Annotated in this window: 22 protein-coding genes; 8 read left to right on the top strand and 14 right to left on the bottom strand. The window is 60.6% G+C overall.

Annotation, left to right across the window (positions count from 1 at the left end):
- Positions 1-216 precede the first annotated feature (216 nt).
- The 4 genes from ACKVY0_RS05705 to ACKVY0_RS05690 are packed head-to-tail and all read right to left on the bottom strand — an operon-like array spanning position 217 to position 4,264.
- Positions 217-789 carry a hypothetical protein gene (locus ACKVY0_RS05705; protein ID WP_409213827.1) on the bottom strand — a complete coding sequence of 191 codons (573 nt, stop codon included), beginning with the start codon at positions 787-789 and terminating at the stop codon, positions 217-219.
- A gap of 14 nt (positions 790-803) precedes the next feature.
- On the bottom strand, positions 804-1,862 hold the full coding sequence (locus ACKVY0_RS05700) for a hypothetical protein (protein ID WP_409213826.1): 1,059 nt from the start codon (positions 1,860-1,862) through the stop codon (positions 804-806).
- Positions 1,862-3,475, bottom strand: coding sequence for a hypothetical protein (locus ACKVY0_RS05695; RefSeq protein ID WP_409213825.1), 1,614 nt, complete (start codon positions 3,473-3,475; stop codon positions 1,862-1,864). The genes ACKVY0_RS05700 and ACKVY0_RS05695 overlap by 1 nt, the downstream gene beginning before the upstream one ends.
- Positions 3,476-3,490: 15 nt before the next feature.
- Entirely contained in the window at positions 3,491-4,264 is a 774-nt protein-coding gene (locus ACKVY0_RS05690) for a metallophosphoesterase (RefSeq protein ID WP_409213824.1), read from the bottom strand.
- Between the two features lie 92 nt (positions 4,265-4,356).
- On the opposite strand from ACKVY0_RS05690, the gene ACKVY0_RS05685 reads away from it, so the two are divergent.
- Positions 4,357-5,091: an ABC transporter ATP-binding protein gene (locus ACKVY0_RS05685; RefSeq protein ID WP_409213823.1), complete on the top strand. Its 735-nt coding sequence runs from the start codon at positions 4,357-4,359 to the stop codon at positions 5,089-5,091.
- Positions 5,092-5,094: 3 nt separating this feature from the next.
- Here ACKVY0_RS05685 and ACKVY0_RS05680 read toward each other — a convergent pair whose 3' ends face one another.
- Positions 5,095-5,460 (bottom strand): ArsR/SmtB family transcription factor, encoded by a 366-nt coding sequence (locus ACKVY0_RS05680; protein WP_409213822.1) that lies wholly within the window; start codon positions 5,458-5,460, stop codon positions 5,095-5,097.
- Between the two features lie 80 nt (positions 5,461-5,540).
- Here ACKVY0_RS05680 and ACKVY0_RS05675 point away from each other — a divergent pair, with 80 nt between their 5' ends.
- From ACKVY0_RS05675 to ACKVY0_RS05665, 3 genes are read left to right on the top strand one after another with little or no spacing between them, the layout of a single operon-like run.
- Positions 5,541-6,107, top strand: a complete 567-nt coding sequence (locus ACKVY0_RS05675) for a rhodanese-like domain-containing protein (protein WP_409213821.1) — start codon at positions 5,541-5,543, stop codon at positions 6,105-6,107.
- A gap of 4 nt (positions 6,108-6,111) precedes the next feature.
- Positions 6,112-7,743 (top strand): FAD-dependent oxidoreductase, encoded by a 1,632-nt coding sequence (locus ACKVY0_RS05670; protein ID WP_409213820.1) that lies wholly within the window; start codon positions 6,112-6,114, stop codon positions 7,741-7,743.
- Positions 7,740-8,189 carry a rhodanese-like domain-containing protein gene (locus ACKVY0_RS05665; protein WP_409213819.1) on the top strand — a complete coding sequence of 150 codons (450 nt, stop codon included), beginning with the start codon at positions 7,740-7,742 and terminating at the stop codon, positions 8,187-8,189. The genes ACKVY0_RS05670 and ACKVY0_RS05665 overlap by 4 nt, the downstream gene beginning before the upstream one ends.
- 60 nt (positions 8,190-8,249) lie before the next feature.
- On the opposite strand, the gene ACKVY0_RS05660 is transcribed toward ACKVY0_RS05665, so the two are convergent.
- Positions 8,250-8,666 carry an RNA recognition motif domain-containing protein gene (locus ACKVY0_RS05660; protein WP_409213818.1) on the bottom strand — a complete coding sequence of 139 codons (417 nt, stop codon included), beginning with the start codon at positions 8,664-8,666 and terminating at the stop codon, positions 8,250-8,252.
- A 279-nt stretch (positions 8,667-8,945) separates the two neighbouring features.
- Entirely contained in the window at positions 8,946-9,884 is a 939-nt protein-coding gene (locus ACKVY0_RS05655) for a glucosamine-6-phosphate isomerase (protein ID WP_409213817.1), read from the bottom strand.
- A gap of 120 nt (positions 9,885-10,004) precedes the next feature.
- Here ACKVY0_RS05655 and ACKVY0_RS05650 point away from each other — a divergent pair, with 120 nt between their 5' ends.
- Positions 10,005-10,661 (top strand): Uma2 family endonuclease, encoded by a 657-nt coding sequence (locus ACKVY0_RS05650; protein ID WP_409213816.1) that lies wholly within the window; start codon positions 10,005-10,007, stop codon positions 10,659-10,661.
- A 41-nt stretch (positions 10,662-10,702) separates the two neighbouring features.
- A complete protein-coding gene (mazG, locus tag ACKVY0_RS05645) occupies positions 10,703-11,515 on the top strand; it encodes a nucleoside triphosphate pyrophosphohydrolase (RefSeq protein WP_409213815.1) in 813 nt (270 codons plus the stop codon).
- Here mazG and ACKVY0_RS05640 read toward each other — a convergent pair.
- Together ACKVY0_RS05640 and ACKVY0_RS05635 are read right to left on the bottom strand one after the other, a co-directional pair.
- Positions 11,499-11,924 carry a PIN domain-containing protein gene (locus ACKVY0_RS05640; protein ID WP_409213814.1) on the bottom strand — a complete coding sequence of 142 codons (426 nt, stop codon included), beginning with the start codon at positions 11,922-11,924 and terminating at the stop codon, positions 11,499-11,501. The genes mazG and ACKVY0_RS05640 overlap by 17 nt on opposite strands.
- Positions 11,925-11,930: 6 nt before the next feature.
- The gene (locus tag ACKVY0_RS05635; protein WP_409213813.1) at positions 11,931-12,191 is read right to left on the bottom strand and encodes a hypothetical protein; all 261 of its coding nucleotides are present in this window, start codon (positions 12,189-12,191) and stop codon (positions 11,931-11,933) included.
- Between the two features lie 93 nt (positions 12,192-12,284).
- Here ACKVY0_RS05635 and ACKVY0_RS05630 point away from each other — a divergent pair, with 93 nt between their 5' ends.
- Entirely contained in the window at positions 12,285-15,008 is a 2,724-nt protein-coding gene (locus ACKVY0_RS05630; protein ID WP_409213812.1) for a DEAD/DEAH box helicase, read from the top strand.
- Positions 15,009-15,012: 4 nt separating this feature from the next.
- On the opposite strand, the gene ACKVY0_RS05625 is transcribed toward ACKVY0_RS05630, so the two are convergent.
- The 3 genes from ACKVY0_RS05625 to ACKVY0_RS05615 all read right to left on the bottom strand — a co-directional run bounded on the left by ACKVY0_RS05625 (position 15,013) and on the right by ACKVY0_RS05615 (position 18,697).
- Positions 15,013-17,451: an MFS transporter gene (locus ACKVY0_RS05625; RefSeq protein ID WP_409213811.1), complete on the bottom strand. Its 2,439-nt coding sequence runs from the start codon at positions 17,449-17,451 to the stop codon at positions 15,013-15,015.
- An 8-nt stretch (positions 17,452-17,459) separates the two neighbouring features.
- On the bottom strand, positions 17,460-18,125 hold the full coding sequence (ispD, locus tag ACKVY0_RS05620) for a 2-C-methyl-D-erythritol 4-phosphate cytidylyltransferase (protein ID WP_409213810.1): 666 nt from the start codon (positions 18,123-18,125) through the stop codon (positions 17,460-17,462).
- A gap of 119 nt (positions 18,126-18,244) precedes the next feature.
- Positions 18,245-18,697, bottom strand: coding sequence for a GatB/YqeY domain-containing protein (locus tag ACKVY0_RS05615; protein WP_409213809.1), 453 nt, complete (start codon positions 18,695-18,697; stop codon positions 18,245-18,247).
- Between the two features lie 129 nt (positions 18,698-18,826).
- Between ACKVY0_RS05615 and ACKVY0_RS05610 the strand changes: the two genes are divergently transcribed.
- Positions 18,827-19,675, top strand: coding sequence for a PIG-L deacetylase family protein (locus tag ACKVY0_RS05610; RefSeq protein ID WP_409213808.1), 849 nt, complete (start codon positions 18,827-18,829; stop codon positions 19,673-19,675).
- A 66-nt stretch (positions 19,676-19,741) separates the two neighbouring features.
- Here the strand turns inward: ACKVY0_RS05610 and ACKVY0_RS05605 are convergent, their stop codons facing one another.
- A complete protein-coding gene (locus ACKVY0_RS05605; protein WP_409213828.1) occupies positions 19,742-20,221 on the bottom strand; it encodes a peptidylprolyl isomerase in 480 nt (159 codons plus the stop codon).
- Positions 20,222-20,618: 397 nt separating this feature from the next.
- The gene (locus ACKVY0_RS05600) at positions 20,619-21,059 is read right to left on the bottom strand and encodes a hypothetical protein (protein WP_409213807.1); all 441 of its coding nucleotides are present in this window, start codon (positions 21,057-21,059) and stop codon (positions 20,619-20,621) included.
- Between the last annotated feature and the right edge of the window lie 23 nt (positions 21,060-21,082).

The following is a 21,082-nucleotide window of genomic DNA, read 5'->3' as shown; positions in this document are numbered from 1 at the left end:
AGCGTCCTGGAGTGCGCCAGTCCTCTGGCGCTTTCGAGCGTCCCCGGGCCTGCGGTAAGCTCCAGAGGGCTGGAGCACTCCAGGACGCTGCCGCGCTCAGCGCAAACCCAACTGCATGGTTACGGCTGAGCCAACCGGCAGGTTGCTGGCAACCCTCCTGAGCGAGCTTGCGCTGCACGACATCGAAGGCGCGACGCATGGCGCTGTCACATTCCATCAGCGCGCGGGATACAGCTCGGGCATCAGCAGCGGTCGCAGCACCACCGGTATGAGATCGCGCGGCAGAGGCTTCCAAGGATGACTTTTGTCCGCAGATAAACGCCCCCACCAGAGCCGACCGCCTTGACGCCAAGGGTCGATGACCAAGCCATCCTCAAAACGCTGGCCGTTGGCGGTGACGACGATGGCGTTGTGTTCGCGCATGGTGGCACGGCGTGACGAGGTGAGGTGGAGGTTGAGCGTTTTGAGGTTCAAGCGGTGCAGATGGGGGAACAAATCATCGCGCCACTGGTAGCAGAGGCCGCGCCTGCGCAGGCCGATGTTCACGAGGCCGTTGTTCATCCAGGGAAAGCGCAGCGGTTTGAAATCGTGCGCGAGCTTGGCGGATTCCTCAATGGCGGTGAGCGCCAGTCTGTCGGCTTCACCGGCCAGAACCATCGGGCTGAGCTGCTGGAGGTCGTGGCTGAGCTGACGAGCTTTTTCCTGATGTTCGGCTGGCGTGCCGGGATTGACGCAGGAAGCAACGAGGAGGGGAAGAAGCAATGAGACGAGGCGTGAAACGGCTGACATGTGAGAAGTAGAAATCAGATAAGCGGACCATGGGCGGCTTCATGCAGGCTGCGGGCCTGCTCCTGCCATTTTTCACGCGTGGCGCGGTTTTTGAAGGCCAGGAGATCGCTGAAGGCACGGAGTTCGTCGGCATCCCACTGCGCGATCTGTTTCCAGGTGCGGATGCCGTGGGCGCGAAGCTGCTCGCTGATGACTTTTTTGATGCCTTTGATCTGCGTGAGGTCGTCATCGGCCACGGCTGCGAGTGCGGCGGCTTTTTCATGGGTGCGATGCAGCACGCGGGCCTGGCTTTGCAGGCGTTCGATGGCAGTGCTGGCGGTGTGGAGGCGTTTTTCGCTGTCGGCAAGGCTGCGGCGTGCGAGACCCAATCCAGCGGCGTCCTTGGGTGATTTTTCTTCGAGTTTTGCGACGCGGCGCAGCCAGTCGTCATGTTCTCGGGTGAGAGTGGTGATGGTGGACTGATGCTGGGCAAGATCGTTGACGAGCGCGGTGGTTTTTTCGCGAAGTGTGGCCGGTGTTGCTGCCACAGGCTTTGCTTTGGCCGGGGTGCTGCGCTTGCGCTTCGGTTTGGCCGGAGGCTCGGTGGCGGTTGCAGTGGTAACTGCGACAACTTCCGGCACCTGCGGCTGAACCTGGCGACTGCTGAGTTCGGCTTGTGCGGCGGCGGCTTGATCGCGTTCATGGCGCAGGAGTTCGAGATCACGCAGCAGTCTGGCCACTTCGGTTTCGAGAGCTTGGCTGCCTTCGCGGGCTTTGGCGGCCTCGCCTTCGCGCAGGTGGGTTTCATGCTGTGCGGATTGCAAATCTTCGCGCAGGGTGCGGAGTTCGTCCTCAGTCTGCTCTCGCAGTGTGTTGGCAGCGGCGGTGGTGGTGATGATTTGGCTGTGCGCAGTCTCGCGCTCGGTCTCGGCGGTGTGCAGAGCTTGCTGGGTGTCGGCGATCTGGGTTTGGAGATCTGCCATGCGCTTTTGCATGTCGCTGCCACGCCATTGCCAGCCAAACCAAGCGAACACTGCGGCGGTGAGGCCGAGCAGTGGGGCGAGGTAGAGCAGCAGCCAGAGGGCGGAGGACATCAGTGATTTGAAATTTGAAATTTGAAATTTGAAATCCAGAGGCGGAGCTGCTCGATGGCTTCGGCGGAGAGTGCTTCGATGAGGGCGGCGGGGATGTCAGCGGGAAGCTGCTTGGATTTCGCGAGGCCGCCGGCTTCGACAAGTTCGTTCGTGACGGGAATGAGCGTCCAGGTGCTGCCGGGAGTGGCGATGGCAAAGCTGCCTGCGCTGTGGGCGGGTGGCGGCGGTGGGAGGCTCTTGAGCGTATGAAAGGCGTTGCTGGCGGGCTGACAGTTGCCGTTGATGCGTAGTTCGTCGCTGAGGACGAGGATGCGCGGCGCATAGGCCTGACGTGCGGCGGCGATGAGCTGTGCGTGCAGCGCTGCTTCGGCGATTTGACCGGAGAGGATGGCCTTGGAACCGAACAGGGCGAGCGTGATGACGGCGGGCTGGGGTTTGGCGGGAACGGGCATGACTTTGTCGGTGCCTTGCAGCCAGTCGATGAGCGTGGCGCTGTCGCCTTGCAGTTCGGCGGGATCGAGTCCGACGGGGAGGTCTTTTTTCCAAGGTTGTCCGGCACTGGCGATCTGCCAGTCCACGGGTTTCCAGGCGTCGCCGCTCAGACTAAGGAAGAAGGATTTGCCGTTCGGTTCTTTCTCCAAGGGCAGCAAGGCGGTGGTGATGGGTCCGAAGTCACCGGTGGGACGCCGCCGTGGGCTGAGGCGGATTTCATCGATCAAACGACGTGGGGCGAAGACACGGAGCGCATCATCCAGGATGGCACGCTTCATCGCGGCGGAGCCGATTTCACCACGCATGATGACCTGCTGATCGCGCACCGCGACGAACAGATGACCCGGAGGCAGTCTGGCGAGGCGGCTGCTTTCGGCTTCGGCAAGGCTTTGCAGTTGCCAAGCATCACGCAGTTCGTTCAGCGCAGGAAGGAGGTGGTGCTGCCATTCCGAGTCACTGACACCGAGGGCGCGTGCTTCGTCCTGCAAGGTTTCAGCCGGTTGCTGCAGCGAGATTTCCCGCCACGGCTGGCCGATGCGGGCGAGATGCGCCTGTACCGTCTGCTGCGGGCTAGGCAGACCGCGTAGCGTGGTGGAAACATTGGCGGCTTCATCGTGGTTGTCGCCATCAGTGCCGAGCGTGCCCTCGGCCACGCCGCCTTTCACGCTCCAGCTTTCCTGCACGCTGCGCGTGAGGTCGCGTGCCTCGTAGTCGTTCGCGGCGGTGCCGGACAGCCGTGCGCGGGTGCCGGTGGCGGCCAGCAGCATCCAGCCAGGCGGATATGGGGCCACTTCGATCTCATTGTACACCACACTGACGGGATTGAGCCGCAGACCGAGGCTGGCGGTCAGCGGTGTGGGTGCGCGTACGAGGTCGCGCACGGTGGTTTCGATGGTGAGACGGTCCTGAATCGTACGCACGCTGCCGCTGAGGTGCGCCTGCTGGCCGTCGAAGGCGAGGCGCAACCTGCCGAGCCGTTGGAAGAGCGTGGACTGCTGATCGAGGGTGTGCTGCGCCGCTGTTTCAAGCTCACGCTGCATGCGCGGCACCACCAGCAACGCGCCGATGAGCCACAGCACGCACAGCGTGACTGCGGAAAGGGTCCAGCGCGCGCGAGTCATGGCGGAGATGAGTGATCACTCTTTCTCGGTGAGCATGCGCACTTCATCAAAGCTGAAGCGCCGCACCTCGCCACGCTGGCTGGTCTGCACAAAAGTTTCCGCGCCGACATTGTACGCAGTGAGCCAGCCTTCGCCATACACCCAGGTGTCGAGGCAGATGCGTGAGGGCCAGACGCGTGGCAGCCCGCCTTTCTGCGCGGTATGACCGCAGACCAGTGTTTTGCCGGAGAAATGCGGATGCGAGTCATCGAACCGCCGCCAGAACAGCCAGTCGTCGCTTTGGTCCGGCATGGGCAGCATGGCGTTCACGTTCGCGTGGGCGAAGATGTGGGTCGGCGTCGCATGCCAGCGGCGCAGGCGCTGGCTGAGAAAGTCCCAGTGCTCCTGTGGCACGGCGTTCCAGTCCGGCCTGTCCATGCAGCCATAAGACTGCATGGTTTGCCTGCCGCCCACGGCATACCATGAGTCGGCATCGACCATGCTGTTGCGGGCGTCGAGCATGAGAATTTCGTGGTTGCCAAGCAGCGGGATGAGCTGGGTGCGCTTTTCCAGATCCAGCAGGGTATGCAGCACACCGCGGGTGTCCGGGCCACGGTCCACATAGTCCCCCAAGGTCACCACCAGGTCATCACTGCGCGGGGACAATTCCTCCAGCATCAGGTTCAACGCCGTCGAGCATCCATGGATGTCACCGATGACCAGGGTGCGGCCGCAGGTGACTTCTCGCGGGGTCAGTCGGACCTTCGACGTGTGAATGTCGGGGGCGTCGTCGCTAACCAGAATGGGCATCCTCCATTGTTGCGCGAGGAACGCCGGACGCAACCACCGATCATGGGGATGGCGCAAAGTCTTCTCCGGTGCAAAATGCAACTCCAAGCCGCATGAACGCCCCCCAGCAGCCCCCAGCCGCCGCCCCGCCGATCTTTCAGGCGCGGGGCCTGCGCAAGGTGTACCACACTGGCGAATTCGACGTGGTGGCGCTGCAAGGGGTCGATCTCGACTTCCACTCGAGCGAGCTGGTGGTGCTGCTCGGCGCTTCTGGCAGTGGCAAATCCACTCTGCTGAACATTCTCGGCGGTCTCGACGTGCCTACGGCCGGTTCGCTGCGCTACAAAGGCTGGGATCTCAGCGGTGGCGGCGAACGCACGCTCACGCAGTTCCGCCGCAACTGCGTCGGCTTCGTGTTTCAGTTCTACAACCTCATCCCCAGCCTCACCGCCCGCGAAAACGTCGCCCTCATCACCGAAATCGCCCCGGACCCGATGAAACCGGAGGAGGCGCTCGACCGTGTCGGTCTCAGCCATCGCCTCGATCATTTTCCCTCGCAGCTCAGCGGCGGTGAGCAGCAGCGCGTGGCCATCGCCCGTGCCATCGCGAAAAAACCCGAGGTGCTGCTGTGCGATGAACCCACCGGCGCCCTCGACGTCACCACCGGCATCACCGTGCTGGAGGCCATCGAGCGCATCAACCGCGAACTCGGCACCCTCACCGTCGTCATCACCCACAACGCCGCCATGGCCGCCATGGCCGACCGCGTCCTCCACCTCTCCGACGGCCACATCGTCAAAGAAAGCCGCAACGAGCAGCGGGTGGATGTGAAAACACTCCAGTGGTGAGTATCACCCCAGTGCCCGCATGCGCTCTGCGTGCTCGGTTTTAAGCTTCGCGCACATGATCTCACAGAGCTGGTGAATCGAAAGATCGGCGATGGAGCAGAGCGTATTCAATCCATCGCGACGGGTGGCGATCATACCGGCGTGTTTGAGGATGGACAGGTGCTTGGAGACGTTCGCCTGGCCCGTTCCAGCGGCTGCAACGAGCTGGGTCACATTTTTTTCACCGTCCATCAGTGTGCTGAGCAGCCGCAGCCGCACCGGCTCGGACAGGGCACGAAAACGGTGGGCGATCATCTCCAGCGCTGAATCCGGCAGGGGGTTTGGCGTGGCGGTCTTTCGATTGCGCGTGGTGGGTGATTTCCTGGGCATAGGCTGTTATGGTTTGACTCTATATCGTTATATGGCGATATGGCAACATCGTTGATCCAACAAAAACAACCGTCCCACCCATGAAAACCGCCGCCGAATGCCCTTCCCTCTCCCCGCACGAGCTTGCCGAGCGCCTCAAGCTGGACGGTTGCCAGCTCGTCGATGTGCGTGAACCCGTCGAGCATGCAGAGGCTCACGTCTCCGGTGCCAAACTCATCCCGCTGGGCGAGATCGAGGGCCGTTGTGGTGAAATTGACCGCAATCGTCCTGTCATCGTCATGTGCCAGGCCGGGAAGCGCGGTCAGACGGCGGCGGAAAAGCTGCGCGCACACGGATTCACCGATGTGCGCAATCTCGCCGGTGGGCTGAACGCCTGGAAGGACGCCGGCATGCCCTGCGCCGCTGGTTCTCGCAACATCATGCCGCTCATGCGCCAGGTGCAGATCGCCGTCGGCTTTTTCGTGCTCACAGGTTCGCTGCTGACCGCCTTGGTCGATCCCCGTTGGGCCTATCTGACGATGTTCTTCGGCGCTGGCCTGCTCTTTGCCGGTTTGTCCGGCTTTTGCGGTCTCGCCATGATTTTGGCGAAAATGCCGTGGAATCGAGTGGAGAACACTTCCTGCTCGAAAACCTCCTGCTGCTCCTAACGCCATGACTGAGTCCAAAAAAGTCATCATCGTCGGCGGCGTGGCCGGTGGTGCGTCCTGCGCCGCAAGGTTGCGCCGTCTTGATGAACGTGCGGAGATTACGATCTATGATCGCGGCCCGTTTGTGTCTTTTGCCAACTGCGGACTGCCTTACCATGTCGGCGGCGTGATCCCGAACGAGGCCAGCCTGTTGCTCGCTTCGCCGCAGTTGTTTCATGACCGCTTCCGCATCGGCGTGCAGGTGCATCATGAGGTCGTTTCAATCCAGAGGGACACGAAAACGGTCACCGTGAAGAATCTCCTCAGCGGCGAGTCGTTTGAAGATCGCTACGATGCACTCGTGCTTTCGCCTGGAGCCGCTCCGCTGAAGCCAGAACTGCCCGGTCTCGAGCTGCCCGGCATTTTTACCGTGCGCAGCATTCCCGACACGCGGGAGATTCGCGGCTGGATTGCTAAAACGAACGCGAAGCATGCTGTGGTGGCAGGTGGCGGCTTCATCGGACTCGAAATGGCCGAAAACCTCCGCCACCTCGACCTGGAGGTTGTTTTGGTGCAAAACGGGCCGCAGGTGATGTCCACGATGGATGCTGAGATGGTGACACCGCTGCACGCGCATCTCGAAAAGCACGGCATTCAGCTCCGCTTGAACACGCCACTCACCGGAGTGACGCAGCGTGATGGCAAGCTCGTCGTGAATGGCGACATTGAAACCGACATGGCCATTCTCGGCCTTGGCGTGCGGCCAGAAACCGGACTCGCGAAAGCTGCGGGCCTCACGCTTGGTACGCGGGGCGGCATCAAGGTGGATTCACACATGCGCACGAGTGATCCGACCATTTTTGCCATCGGTGATGCTGTGGAGGTGCATGATCTGCTCACCAATCAGGACATCCTGCTCGCGCTGGCCGGTCCCGCGAATCGCCAGGGCCGCATCGCGGCGGATGTCATCGCCGGACGTGACAGCAGTTTCCGTGGCGTGCAGGGCACGGCCATTTGCGGTGTGTTTGACCTCGCCATGGCGCAAACGGGTGCCACGGAGAAGTCGTTGAAGCGTGCAGGCATCACCGATTACGAAAAAGTGTATCTGCATCCGAAGCACCACGTCGGCTACTATCCCGGCGCGCAGACACTGCACCTGAAACTTCTCTTTGCGAAGCCTGATGGCCGCATTCTCGGCATGCAGGCCGTGGGAACGGTGGATGTGGCGCGCAAGATTGATGTGGTCTCCGCCTTGATTCAGAAGAACGGCACGGTCTTTGACCTTGAAGAAGCGGAACTTTGCTACGCACCGCAGTTTGGTGCTGCGAAGGACGCACTGAACTACGCGGGCTTCATTGCCGCGAATCATCTGCGGGGCGATCTGCCGCTGTCGCAATGGAATGCACTGCCTGCGGACGCATTCCTGCTGGATGTGCGTGATGCTGACGAATTCGCCGAAGGCCATGCGGCCGGAGCCGTGAACATCCCGTTGCCCGAACTCCGCGACCGCCTTGGCGAACTGCCACGAGATCGTGCTTTGCACACCTACTGCGGTGTCGGCCAGCGTGCCTACTATGCAGTGCGTATGTTGCAGCAAAACGGCTTCGATGCGCGAGACATCTCGGGGGGCTGGATCACCGCTGGCATGATGTCATGATCTGGACGCTCGCCATTCTCATCTTTATCGTCCTCGGCTGGTATGCGTTCGAGGGGCGATGGGATCGGCGTTTGTTCAAAGCCGAGCCGGGTCGCGTGTGCGTGAATGTGCATCCAACGGAGGCGAAAGTTTTTCTCGACGCGCATCCCGACACGCAAGTGCTCGATGTGCGTTCGGATGCGGAGTTCAGCGGCGGGGCGCTGCCGGGGGCCATTCATATCTCACTCGGCGACGCCGCATTTCAGGAGAAGCTGGGCAAGCTCGACATGGCGAAACCGGTGCTGGTGTATTGCGCGGGCGGTTTCCGCAGTCGCAAAGCGGTGGCGGCGCTGAAAGCGCAGAGCTTCACGAACATCCAGCATCTGCATCGCGGCTATCATTCCTGGCAGCTTGCCCGGCTGCCAGTGCAGCGCCATCCAAGTTCAACCGTCGCTCAAGGCTCATAAAAAGCGGCATCCCGTTGCCAGGATGCCGCCGTGAATTGATTGGGGGGGTGTCAGGGGCGCTTAGTAGCGACCGCCACCACCGCCCCCACCGCCACCACCGCCGCCGCCACCGCCGGAGTAGCCGCCACGGCCACCGCCGCCGCCACCACTCTTGCCGCCACGGCCACCGCCGCCGCCGCCACCATATCCGCCGCCACCACCGCCGCCGCCTGCATAGGCTGGACGATCTTCTTTCGGACGGGCTTCATTGATGGTCAGGTTGCGACCTTGGAAGTCTTTTTCATTCAAGCCACGGATGGCTTCGTTCATGGCCGTTGCGGAGTCGAGAGTGACAAAAGCGAAGCCACGTGGACGACCGGAGTCGCGGTCCATAGGCAGGTGGATGTCAGTAACAGTGCCGTAGTCGGAGAAGAGAGCGCGGACGTCGTCTTCGGTGGCGGTGAAGGGCAGGTTGCCCACATACATTTTGGTATTCATAATCGTTTTCTTGGGTTCAGTCAGCCTGCATGAGGCTGAAGTAAGCTCCGAGATCGGATTTAAGAACACCAAAGAAACAACCTGATGAACGACTTAGCTTAGCCTTTATCAGGTTAACTTGCGGCGGGTATGTCGTCGCCTTCGCGGCATTAGCAAACGTTAGTTTGGATTGTTTGCCACCATTGCCTCATCCCTGCCGCCCAACCACGGCGCTCCGACGTCGGGTTCGTTCTGCGCTTCAAGGGGGCGACAACCTTGAACTCCGAACCTTGAACCAAATCAGTGCATCTCCACCGCACATTGCCCAAGGCCGCCGCGGAAGTAGTTGAACTGCACATTCGGGTGATCGGCCAGCAGCGACATCGGCACGGACGAGTCGGCGAGACGCTTCGAGATCATCAGCGCAGACAGGCGCTGACCCAGCGGATTGTCATGCATGCCCGCGTGCCAGATGCTGATCTTCTCGGCCATCCACGTCTCTTTCGGCCCCACGGTGATCGCCATTTGCGGCACCATGGTGATGTTGCCGCCACCCGAGGTGCGGGCGTTCTGCATAAGGGTCACGGGATGCAGTTCAACGATGCGCGTGGTGAGTTTGCGATACTCCGCCGGCGGTGGCGGCTCGTTTTTCCATTTGCCGGTGCGCTTCGGCGGATCATTGAAGGCCCAGTGCTTGATGTCGCCCTGGCCGCCCTGCATCACCGCGCAGCGCACGCCGCTCTGCCAGCTCTTGATGTAGTTCGCGGTATCCGCCTTCGGGAAATGCAGCTGCGTGTCCGGCATGCAGAGCTTCTTTTGCATGCGGTCAAAGCACAGCTCGCGGTCCGCCTTCTCAAACGACAGCGGATGCTCCATCGAGACTTCCTTCTTCGTGGCCTCGTCATACCACTCGTCCATGCCCCAGAAGTGACCGTCTTTGATCGAGATGCCGAGATCGTTCACCAGACGTGCGACGAGCGGCAGTTGCTCCGTGGGCCCAATCGGGCCGCAAATGCCGGCTGGATTGTCCGGCGTGGCCTGCTTCCACGCGTGGATGTATTCCAGCGCCTCAGCCAGATAGAAATCCTCCAGCGTGTCATACATCACCACCTTGAAGCCGGGTCGTGTGAGCTGCCGTAAATCACGTTCCGTGAGCCGGGCGGCGTCGTTGATGAGATCGTTTTCTAAAGTGGTGTAGTCCCACCAGTCCGGTGCGATATGGCTGAGTTTGCGCGGCATGGTTTGATTAAGGTTGTTACGGGATAGTCATGGAGAACGTCCGTTTTGCCAAGTGCTCATCATTCGGGGTGAAAAAAATCTCCCGGATGACAATCCGGGAGCACTGGTGCATCATCGCTCATGGTATCCCCCGCTCTGACAGAGCTTCTGGACACACCGACACTGCCGGAGGCGTTCCAGATCATCCAACGCCGCCTCGACCACGAGCGCGAGCGGCGGGACATTTTTTATGCTGAGGTCACGCCGGACATGAAGGCGGAGTTCATCAATGGAGAAGTCATCATGCACTCGCCTGCCCTTGCCCGCCACACCGCCACCCGCCGTAACCTGACCGCCCTGCTCAATCCTTTCGTCATCAGTCGTGATCTCGGCATCGTCCACGATGAAAAGACCCTCTGCGTCTTCCCTCGCAACGATTACGAGCCAGACGTGGTCTTTTTCGGCCCCACCAAGGCCGCCACGATCACGCCTGACACGATGAAGTTCCCGCCGCCGGACTTCGCCTGCGAGGTGCTCTCCGAATCCACCGAGAAACGCGACCGTGGCGTCAAATTCCAAGACTACCAGGCCCACGGCGTCGCCGAATACTGGATCATTGATCCCGTGGCGCAGCATGTGGAGCAGTTCGTGCTCGATGCTGCTGGATGCTACAGTTTGCGGCAAAAATCCAGCTCAGGAGACTTCACCAGCACCGTCATCCCCGGCTTCACGATCCCCGTGGATGCCATCTTTGACGAAAAGCGAAACCTGGAAGCGCTGCGCCGCATCCTCGGCTGAAAAATGATTCGCAGCGCGTCCCCCACGCGCTACCAACACGCATGGATGACGCCACCATGCTCAATCACCCCGATGCCCTCACCCGCCTACGCTACGTCGTACACCGCCTGCGCGCGCCCGGCGGCTGCCCGTGGGACATGGAGCAGACGCACGCGTCGCTGATCCCGCATGTCATCGAAGAAGCCTACGAAGTGGCCGATGCCATCCGCAGCGGCGATCCCGCCCAGATTTGCGACGAACTCGGCGACATCCTCCTTCAGCCGGTGCTCCACGCCGAGATCGCCAGCGAGACCGGTGCCTTCGATCTCGACCAAATGGCCAACGGTTTGACCGACAAGCTCATCCGCCGCCATCCGCACGTCTTTGGAGACACCACCGCCAACACCTCCGCTGCCGTGCTCAACCAATGGGACGCCATCAAGCGCACCGAAAAGGGCACTGAGCACGAAGGTCTGCTGCACGGCACGGGAAACGGCCTCCCAGCACTCATGCGCGCGCAAAAGCTGCAAAAGAAAGCCGCCCGCGTCGGTTTCGACTGGCCGGACGCCACGCCCGTCTTCGCCAAGATTCGCGAAGAAGCCGCCGAACTCGAGGAAGCCATCGCCAGCGGCAACAAAGCGCACATGGAAGACGAACTCGGCGATCTCCTCTTCAGCGTCGTCAATCTCGCGCGCAAACTCGGCATCGAATCCGAGCCCGCCCTCGCCGCCGCTAATGAAAAATTCACCCGCCGCTTCCACGCCATGGAAACGCACCTCCGCGCGCAAGGCCACGAACTCGGCAAACTCTCGTTGGAGCAGATGGACACGGCCTGGGATGCGGTGAAGCAAGCCGCTGCTACGAAACGGGCATAACCGGGAACCGCAGCAGAAAATCCTGCGGCGTGATGGCTGCGACTGCGCTGAGGCCAAAGTCAGCGGCGTTGCGAGTCACAATCCAGTCAGCATGACAGGCCTCGGCAGAGGCGGCTTGCAGTGCGTCCTCAAAATCACTGAAACCAAGCGAACGAGCGCGCCGTGCAGCGGCATCCGTGGCTTTTGCCACGCTTGCCCACGCGAGAATCTTGTCCACTTCCACCATTGTGTCTGCCTCACTGCGGCCGCGTTTCAGCAGGTAGTAGGCGGTCGCCAGACCGTGCCACGCCACAAACAGGTCATCCCCACGCGCTTCACAGCTTGTGATCACCGCCTCGCTGTCAACGACGAACAAAGTCCGGTTCATCAGCACATCCAGCAGGATGTTGGTATCGAGAAAGACACGCATGCTGGATCAAGCGTTCAGGCCGTATTTCCCAGCATAGTAACTCATGCGTGCATCATCGACGGTCTCGTTGGCCGACAGTTTCACGCTTCCTCGCGCGCTGAGCAGCCATTCGCCGGCCTTGCCGCGTGGTGGCGTGCTCTGATCGTCCGCGCGGCTGATCTCCACGAGAAACGCCGAATCCACCAACGACACGATGTGGAGCGTGTCGCCTTGGTGGAGGTCCAGGCCTTGCAGTCTTTCGGCAGGAATGGTTTTGGTCATTGTCATGGTGGAAGTTATCGCCTGAGCTTGTCTTTGCGAGATGAAATTCATCTCCCAGTTTGGCAATCCAAAGCGCCACGCTATGCATGCAGGCTCGTCATGATCATCGGCAACTTCTCATTCCCCAAGCTCTGGGCGCAAGTGCGCTCGAAGTCCTGGCTGTGGTTGTTTCGACGGCAGCACATCGAGGAAGCGGGACGCTTGCTCAAGCATGGCGATGTGGGGCTGGCAGGCGTGCATGTGTGTGCGGAAAACGAGTTGGAGATCATCGCCGGAGTCGGCACGGGCTTGTTCAATTCGGCATCTGTCACGGTGCATCTGCGACTGCGCGAGGATGACAGTTTGGCCATGACTTCCCACTGCACCTGCGCCGTGGGCACGCTCTGCCAGCATGCGGCCACAGTGATGCTGATGCTCGATCATGATGAAGGCAAACGCCGCATCCAAGCGATGGCACGCGTACAGGAGCGTGCTTCACCCGCACCGGATAATGATGCGGTGCCGAAGCCTGAATCGGTCGAATTACCACCTACCGAGCCGATGCCGCTGCTCCTCGTGTGTCGCATGACAGTGCAGATGCCGCAGATCACCGCGAAGCGAAACATCGGCGGCTGGGCAGACAAGAGCATCGCCTTCATCCACCCCTGCGCCGAGTATGAAGGCTGCCCGCTGCGTTTTGAGATGCTGGTGCGCAGTCCGGCGCATGAATGGAAAGATGCAGATGGCGAGCGGCACACACTCCTGCGCAATGCACGCTCCGAGCGCCTGCTGCTGGCCGATTTGACCAGCCTTGGCTTCACATCATTCTCTGAGGCACTGCCTGGAGCGAAAGCGCCTGAGTCCACGCTCGGCTTCATGGCCGTGCCGGGCGATCAGGCGTTGTTTTGGTCGCAGTTCCTCAAAGATCAGGTGCCCAAGCTGCGCGAGAGCGGCTGGCGCGTCGAAGTGCCGGAGGACATAGGCTTCCAAATTCATGAGGCAGATGAAGATGCGTGGTTCTCGGATCTCACGGGCGACCAAGGTGGCAAAGATTGGTTCGCGCTCGATCTTGGCGTCGAGATCGAAGGCCGCCGCATCTCCATGGTGCCGCTGCTGGTCGATTGCATCGATCAGGGCCTCACCGCGTCCGTCTTGGAGAAAAATCTCGACCAGCGCTTCCTGCTCTCGCTCGGTGGCGACAGCGGCGACGTGCTTTCCGTTCCCGCGAAGCGCCTCGTCGTGCTACTGCGCTTTTTTGACGAACTGCTCGCAACGCGGCCCGTGCGCAAAGACGGCAAGCTCCAACTCGACAAACTGCGTGCCGCCCAGCTCGCCACACTCGATGGCATGCCCATTCGTGCTCCAGCGGAGCTAACGGTGCTCAGTCAGCAACTCGGCAGCTTCCGTCAAATCGGCCTCATCGACCCACCCGCGACGCTGAAGGCCAGTTTGCGCGACTATCAGCGCGAAGGCGCCTCGTGGATGCAATTCCTGCGCGAGTTCGGCCTGCACGGCATTTTGGCCGATGACATGGGTTTGGGCAAAACACTGCAAACGTTGACCCACATCCTCATCGAGAAAGAAAGCGGCCGCATGACGCATCCCTGCCTCATCGTGGCCCCGACGAGCGTATTGAAGAACTGGATCAACGAAGCGCTTAAATTCACCCCCACGCTCAGTTTGCTGCTGCTGCGTGGCCAATCGCGCAAAAGCGACTTCAAGCATCTCAAGCAATACGATCTCGTCGTCACCAGCTACCCGCTGCTCGTGCGCGATGCCGATGTCATGCAGGCGCAGGAGTGGCACATCGTCGCGCTGGATGAAGCGCAGAACATCAAGAACCCCAAGAGCCTGGCTGCGCAGACTTGCAGTGGCTTGAAGGCCAAGCACCGCCTCTGCCTCACCGGCACACCGATGGAAAACCACCTCGGCGAGCTGTGGAGCCTCTACAACTTCCTCATGCCCGGCCTGCTCAGCGACGCCGACACCTTCCGCCAGCATTATCGCAATCCCATCGAGCGCGATGCCGATGCCGAGCGCCAAAAGCAGCTCACCACACGCATTCAGCCGCTGCTCCTGCGCCGCACCAAGGACGCCGTGGCCAAAGAACTGCCGCCAAAGACCGAAATCCTCCACAGCATCGAACTCGGCCCGGCGCAGACCGATTTATACGAGACCATTCGCGCCGCCATGGACAAACGCGTTCGTGAAGCCATCGAAGTCAACGGCTTGGATCGCTCGCAGATCATCGTGCTCGATGCGTTGCTCAAACTCCGCCAAGTCTGCTGCCATCCACGCCTCCTAAAACAAGAGACGGCCCAAAACGTCGAGGACTCCGCCAAAACCGCCTTCCTCATGGATGAGTTGCTGCCCGAACTCATCGAAGAAGGCCGCCGCATCCTCATCTTCTCACAGTTCACCGAGATGCTCGCACTCATTGAGGCCCGCTTGAAGAAAGACGGCACGCGCTATGTGAAACTCACCGGCAGCACCAAAGACCGCGAGACGCCCATCCAGGAATTCCAAGCCGGCCAAGTCCCCGTCTTCCTCATCAGCCTCAAAGCCGGCGGCGCAGGCATCAACCTCACCACCGCCGACACCGTCATCCACTACGACCCCTGGTGGAACCCCGCCGCCGAAGCCCAAGCCAGCGACCGCGCCCATCGCATCGGCCAAAAGAACCCCGTCTTCGTCCACAAGCTCATCTGCGAGAACACCATCGAAGAACGCATCCTCAAGATGCAGCAAAAGAAAGCCGCCCTCGTCGAAGGCCTCCTATCCGGTCGCACCGACAAACTCCAGCTCACTCAAGCCGACATCCAGGCGCTGTTCATGGCGGAGTGAGGTTTCAGATCACCAGAAAGCCATCTTCATCGAACTTCACTCCGGCGATGGTGATCACACGGGGGTCCTCTGGCATCAAACCGCTGATGCGCACGCTGTCGGCGGTTGATTCGATGTTGAAGCCGGGCAGCAGGCGACCGAGGGAGCCGGGCTTTTTGCCCAGTTGCAGGCCTTCATCGCCAGTGACCATCTGTGGGTCGGGGACTTCGGTGCTGAGGAGAATGCCGGTGGTGGCGTCGATGTAGCCGCGCAATGCGGTGGTGGCGGGCAGAGGCGAGAGATCGCTGTCGAAGCAGAAGGCGAGGCGCTCGTGGCCGGTGAGCTTGTCGAGGCTGGCACGTGTGCCGAAGGCGATGATGTGCGTGGCGTGGGCTGCGTCGGCGTGATCAATGTATTTGGAGCCGGGAATCAACTGGGTGAGCGCTTTGATGGTGTGCTGAATGATGGTGCCTGCGGGTTCGAGGCTGAGGAAGACATCACCTGCGCGATGCCATTCGGCTTCGCTAAGACGCAGGGCATTGGCAAAGGCGACTTTGTCCTCACCGGCATCGTCCCAGATGGAGCGAGACATCAGCGCTGTGCTGCTCATGGCGAGGATAGAATGACGTACGGCCTCGGCGGTGCCTTCGCGTGCTGTGTAGGGTTCGCCGAAATGCACCTCGACGGGATAGCGCAGGTGCTTGGGCCGTTTGGTGAAAAATTTGCCGCCCTGAAACGAGAAGATGCTGCCATAAAGGCCGGCGAGACACACAGGGACGACCTGTGCATCGCCTTGACGGGCCATGAGCTCGAAGCCTTTGCGCAGCTCGTTGATCATGCCATGACGGGTGATCTGGCCTTCGGGGAAGAGGCAGACGACTTCGCCTTCTTTGAGCGCAGCGGCGACGGAGCGAACGGCGTCTTTGGCACGCGTGGGTGAGATGGGCACGGTACCAATGAGACGCAGGAAGCCGTTCAACCACCACAGGCGATACAACATGTCCCAGATGACGAAACGCACCGGCCTGCGACAAGATGCGGCAACCACGAGGGCATCGACGTAGCTGACGTGGTTCGGCAGCAGCAACACTCCGCCGGTGGCGGGAACACAGCCCGCATGAAAGGGCTTCACTTTGTAGATGAGGCGCACGGCGGCGAGCAGGAGCAACTTCACCAGATCCTGCGGCAGCAGGCGCATGATATAGACGGCGGCGACAAACGTGGGAATGGCGAGCAGGAGGAATTGCGTGGAAGAGCTGAATTCCAGCCATTTCATCAAGCCGACGATGGCCACGGCAACCAGGGTGCCGAGGCAGTCCATTAAATTCATGCCGGCATGAATGCGGGCTTTCTCGTGCTTCTCCGCTTTGTCCTGGGCGAAGGCATAGAGCGGCACCATGAAACAGCCGCCTGCCGCGCCGGTGAAGATGATCCCGGCATACATCCAACTGCTGCCGAGTGTGGCGAGGCCCGACCACAGCAGGCCGACGACGAGGCCAAAGCCACCGAGGGGGATGAGGCCCATCTCGATGCGATTCTTGCTGACATGCGAGGCGAAGAAGCTGCCGCTGATGACGCCGATGCCGAGGATGCCGGCGACTTTGGCGAGTTCCATCGGCCCGTCGCCACCGGTGGTGCCGGGATGCAGTTCTTTCGTGAGCGTGACGAGGATGAAGCTGATCGCGTTCGAGATGAACCAGAAGTAGGTGACGCCGAGCGCGGCGAGGCGGATGGAACGACGGCGAAAGACGATCTTCACGCTCTCGAAATGCTCCAGCGCCATCGACTTGCGCCAATGAACCTCAGGATGCGCTGGCGTTTTCTGAATGCAGAGCGAGGCGAGCAGCTCGCCGATGCCTAGAACGCTGATGATGATGAGCGGCCAGAGCGCGGACATCCAGGCGTCGCCGGTTTTTTCATACTCGGTGCCATACCAGGTGCCGCCGGCCCACATGCCACCGAGAATGCCCGCGAGCATCGTGACCTGCAGCCAGCCGGAGACACGGCCGAGGCGGCGTGAACCAGCGAGTTCCTTCATCACGCCCATCTTGGCCGGGCTGAGCACTGCCGCCTGCACGGCGAGTAAAAAAAAACCGACAAGGCAGATTTCCAGCGAGCCAGGCACGCGCTTCATCCACAGCGCGATCGTCAGCCAGATGAAGCAAAGGATCTGCATCACCTGCATCCAGATGATGACGTTGCGCTTCGAAAAGCGATCTGACCAGTAACCGGCAAGCGGCGCGAAGATCATGTAGGGCAGCGAAAAGATCGCCCCGAGCCACAGTTCCATGTGGCGGCCCACCCACGAGTCCTTGGCGATGATGATCGACAGCGCGATCAGCAGCATCTTGACGAAGTTGTCGCTGAACGAGTTGAGCGCCTGCACCACGAGCACGAGCACGATGGAAGCCCAGTTCCGGCGTGGCAGATGCGTGGCGTTGTCGAGTGCGTCGGAGTCGGGCATGACGTCGTTCAATCCACAAAACGTTCTGCGAGCACGATGTCTGCCGGGAACGTGATCTTGGGGTTGGGCTCGGAGTTTTCGACGACAAAAACGGGTTCGCCGAGGTGCTGTACGGCGGAAACTTCATCGGTCACTAGCAGGGAGTCGCGAATGACGGCCTCGTAGGCGCGCACAAGCAGTTCGCGGTGGAACACCTGCGGTGTTTCCATGATCCACGCGTTCGCACGGTCGATGGAATCGGTGATGCGGCCGTCGCTATCACAGCGCTTGAGCGTTTCGGTCATCGGTCGAGCGCAGGCGACAGCGGCCCGCGTGCGCGCGGCTTCGATGCAGCGCGTGATTTGATGCACCGAGATCAAAGGGCGCGCGCCATCATGCACGGCGACGATGTCGCAGGCCGGATTCAATGCTTGCAGGCCGGCGTGAACGGAGAGATGCCGTTCGGCACCACCGGTGATGATTTGGGTGATCTTCTCGCAGCCGCTGGAGCGCCAGACGTCGATTTCCATGCGCAGCGCGTCGCTGGTGACGACGATGATCTCATCAATGGCCGCGCATGTTTGAAACACACCCAGCGTGCGCCGCAGCACCGGTTCGCCACAGAGCGGAGCCATGAGCTTGTTGAAACCCATGCGCCTGCTGCTGCCGGCGGCGACGATGATGGCGGAGGTCATGGTTTGAAGAAGTGGGGAAGTGCTCAGTTCTTAGTGCTCAGTTAGAAGCCAGCGGTGATAGAAATGTAACTGAGCACTGAGCACTGAGCACTGAGCACTGAGCACTGAGCACTCGACCGTCAAGCCAGCCGTTTCGCCACCTCCGTGGAGATCGACTTGCTGTCAGCACGACCGGCGACGCGTTCTTGCAACGCTTTCATGACGTTGCCCATGTCTTTCTTGGAGGTGGCGCCGAGTTCGGCGATGACGGCTTCAACGAGCTTCCCCAGCTCATCCGTGCTCATGGCGGCAGGGAGATATTTTTCCAACACAGCGATCTCAGCCTTGGCGGCGGCTACGGCTTCAGGCCGACCGGCTTTTTCCGCGCCTTCCACAGAATCCTGCAGCTTCTTGATCTCCTTGCGGACGACGGCGAGGGCGTCGGTGTCGCCGAGTTCGCCGTCAGCGCCGAGTTTTTCGATGGCGGCGTACTTGAGGGCGGACTTGAGGTTGCGGATGACGTTGAGGGCCACGGTGTCCTTGGCCCGCATGGCGGTTTTGAGGTCTTCGGAAATGCTGGCGATAAAGCTCATGGAAAAGTGGATGGGTGGGTGGAACTGGGCCGCGATCATGGCGTGGCGGGTGGCTTTGTCCAGACGATAGGCAGCATGGGATGGATTGCCCTTTGCGCTGCTTCTCCAGCCGCGCATGATCGGCTCACTGTGCAATTTCGACATCCCAAACACGACCTCTACATCCCCGACGAAACCGAACCCTGGACCGCGCTGCGCCGCGTGACGCACCTGGGCATCGTTTCACATCAGGATGACCTCGAAATCGCCGCCTACCATGGCATCACCGAGTGTTTTAAAAGTGAAGACCAATGGTTCGGCGGCGTGGTGGTGACGGATGGCGCAGGCAGTCCGCGCAAGGGGCCGTATGCCAAATACACGGACGAGGAAATGCAGAAAGTGCGCCTCATCGAGCAGCGCAAGGCGGCCTATGTAGGCGAGTACAGCTTCATGGCGCAGCTCGGCTATCCGAGCGAGGAAATCAAGAAGCCGAAGCATGAGCCAGCCGTGGCGGATTTGAAGTTCGTGCTGGAGCATGCCCAGCCCAAAATTCTCTATCTTCACAATCCCTGTGACAGGCATGACACGCATGTGGCGACCTTTCTGCGCTGCCTGGAAGCCATTCGCGAACTGCCGCCGGAAATGCGGCCGGAGAAAGTCTATGGCTGCGAGGTCTGGCGCAAACTCGACTGGCTGCTCTCGGATGACAAAGTGATGCTATGGGTGGACAAGCACCCGCACATGCTGCGTCCGCTGCTGGGCGTGTTTGATTCGCAGATCAGCGGCGGCAAACGCTATGACCTGGCGGAGGAAGGCCTGCGCCATGCGAATGCGACTTACTTCGACTCGCACACGACGGACAACACCAGCCTGCTCACCTTCGCGATGGATCTGACGCCGCTGACGCAGGACGACAGCCTCTGCCCGGTCGAGTACGCGGTGAATTATGTGAAGCGCCTCGAAACCGATGTGCGTGACCGCGTGAAGAAGTTCATGTGATCATAAAAAATGCCAGCCGGAGCGACCGGCTGGCATTTTGAATTTTGAATCGAGTCGTATCGGAAACTATTCCGCGAGCTTGGCGCTCTTGATGATGACCGGCTCCACTGGCACGTCTCTGGCCCCGGTTTTGACCGCCGCGATGGCATCGACCACGTCTAGGCCTTTCGTCACCTTACCGAACACGCAGTAGCCCCAGCCATCCTGTCCTGGATAGTCGAGGAAGCTGCTGTCTTTGTGGACGATGAAGAACTGCGAGCTGGCGCTGTGCGGATCCGGCGTGCGCGCCATGGCGATGGCACCACGCACATTTTTGAGGCCGTTCTTGGCTTCGTTCTGGATCTTGGCGTCGGTTTCCTTCTGCTGCATGTCGGGGGTGAAGCCGCCGCCCTGAATCATGAAGTCGGAGATCACACGATGAAAGATCAGGCCGTCATAAAAGCCCTTCTTCACATAGCTGACAAAGTTGGCAACGGAGATCGGTGCCTTGGCGGCGTCGAGTTCGAGTTCGATGGTGCCTTTGGAGGTCTCCATCACGATTTTCACAGGTTTGGCATCACTCACGGTTTGTGCTGGGGTTGTGCCGGTCAGGCCAGCAAGCGTGAAGGCGATGGCGGCAAGAGTCGGTGCGATTGATTTCATAATGGTTGGGTTGAGGGCGGCGAATGAGCCACTAAGTCCTTGATATGCAATGATCAAATCACCACCGGCAGGTCAGCCGGAACCGAGTTGTCTGAAAACAACTCGGCCCGGAAGGACCCAACCAAAATCCTTCCGGGCCTTTAGGTGACCAGAGAGCCCCCAACCATGAAGCGACTCTCCAGCTCGTTGTGTTTTTCCCCCAGGCGAACCCGGGGAAATTGTGTGTGGCTTGCGCCCCAACCGAGTTCTTGATAGAGCAGCCGCCGGGCCAAGTTTGGCGGCGAATTTCAGAATTTTTCAGTCACGGCGAGTTTTCTCCGCCACCGGAGAGATTTTGGATCACGCTGACCAGCGGTTCAAAGAGCGCGGCGACGGCGAGATGACCAGTCACGATCAATGTCAGTGCTGTCACCACGGCAGTGACCCAGACATACCGGGCGCGTTTGACCGTGAACATCAGAACCGTCGCCAGGGCGGTGAACAACCAGATCACCGCCAGCAGCGGCAGTGCATAATCAAGCAGCATGCTGGTCAGGACGGGCAGCTTGGCCTTCGATCCCAGCATGTCTTCGAAGATCCGCTCAAACTTGGGCGCTGCCAGCAACACACGTGTGCAGTAGTAGAGCGGCAGAATATTCAGCACCACGAAGACGCAGCGAATGCCAAACGCCCACTCTTTGACCTCGGCGCTCAGCTTGGAGTCATTGCCGGGAACCGCGGTGCTTTCGTTTTGAGTGTGCATGAAACAGGCAATACCAAATCTGA

The organism is Prosthecobacter sp. (assembly GCF_046154365.1).
Classification (GTDB): Bacteria; Verrucomicrobiota; Verrucomicrobiia; order Verrucomicrobiales; family Verrucomicrobiaceae; genus Prosthecobacter.
The sequence above is the reverse complement of the archived record's forward strand: the minus strand, read 5'-3'. Positions and strand labels throughout refer to the sequence as shown.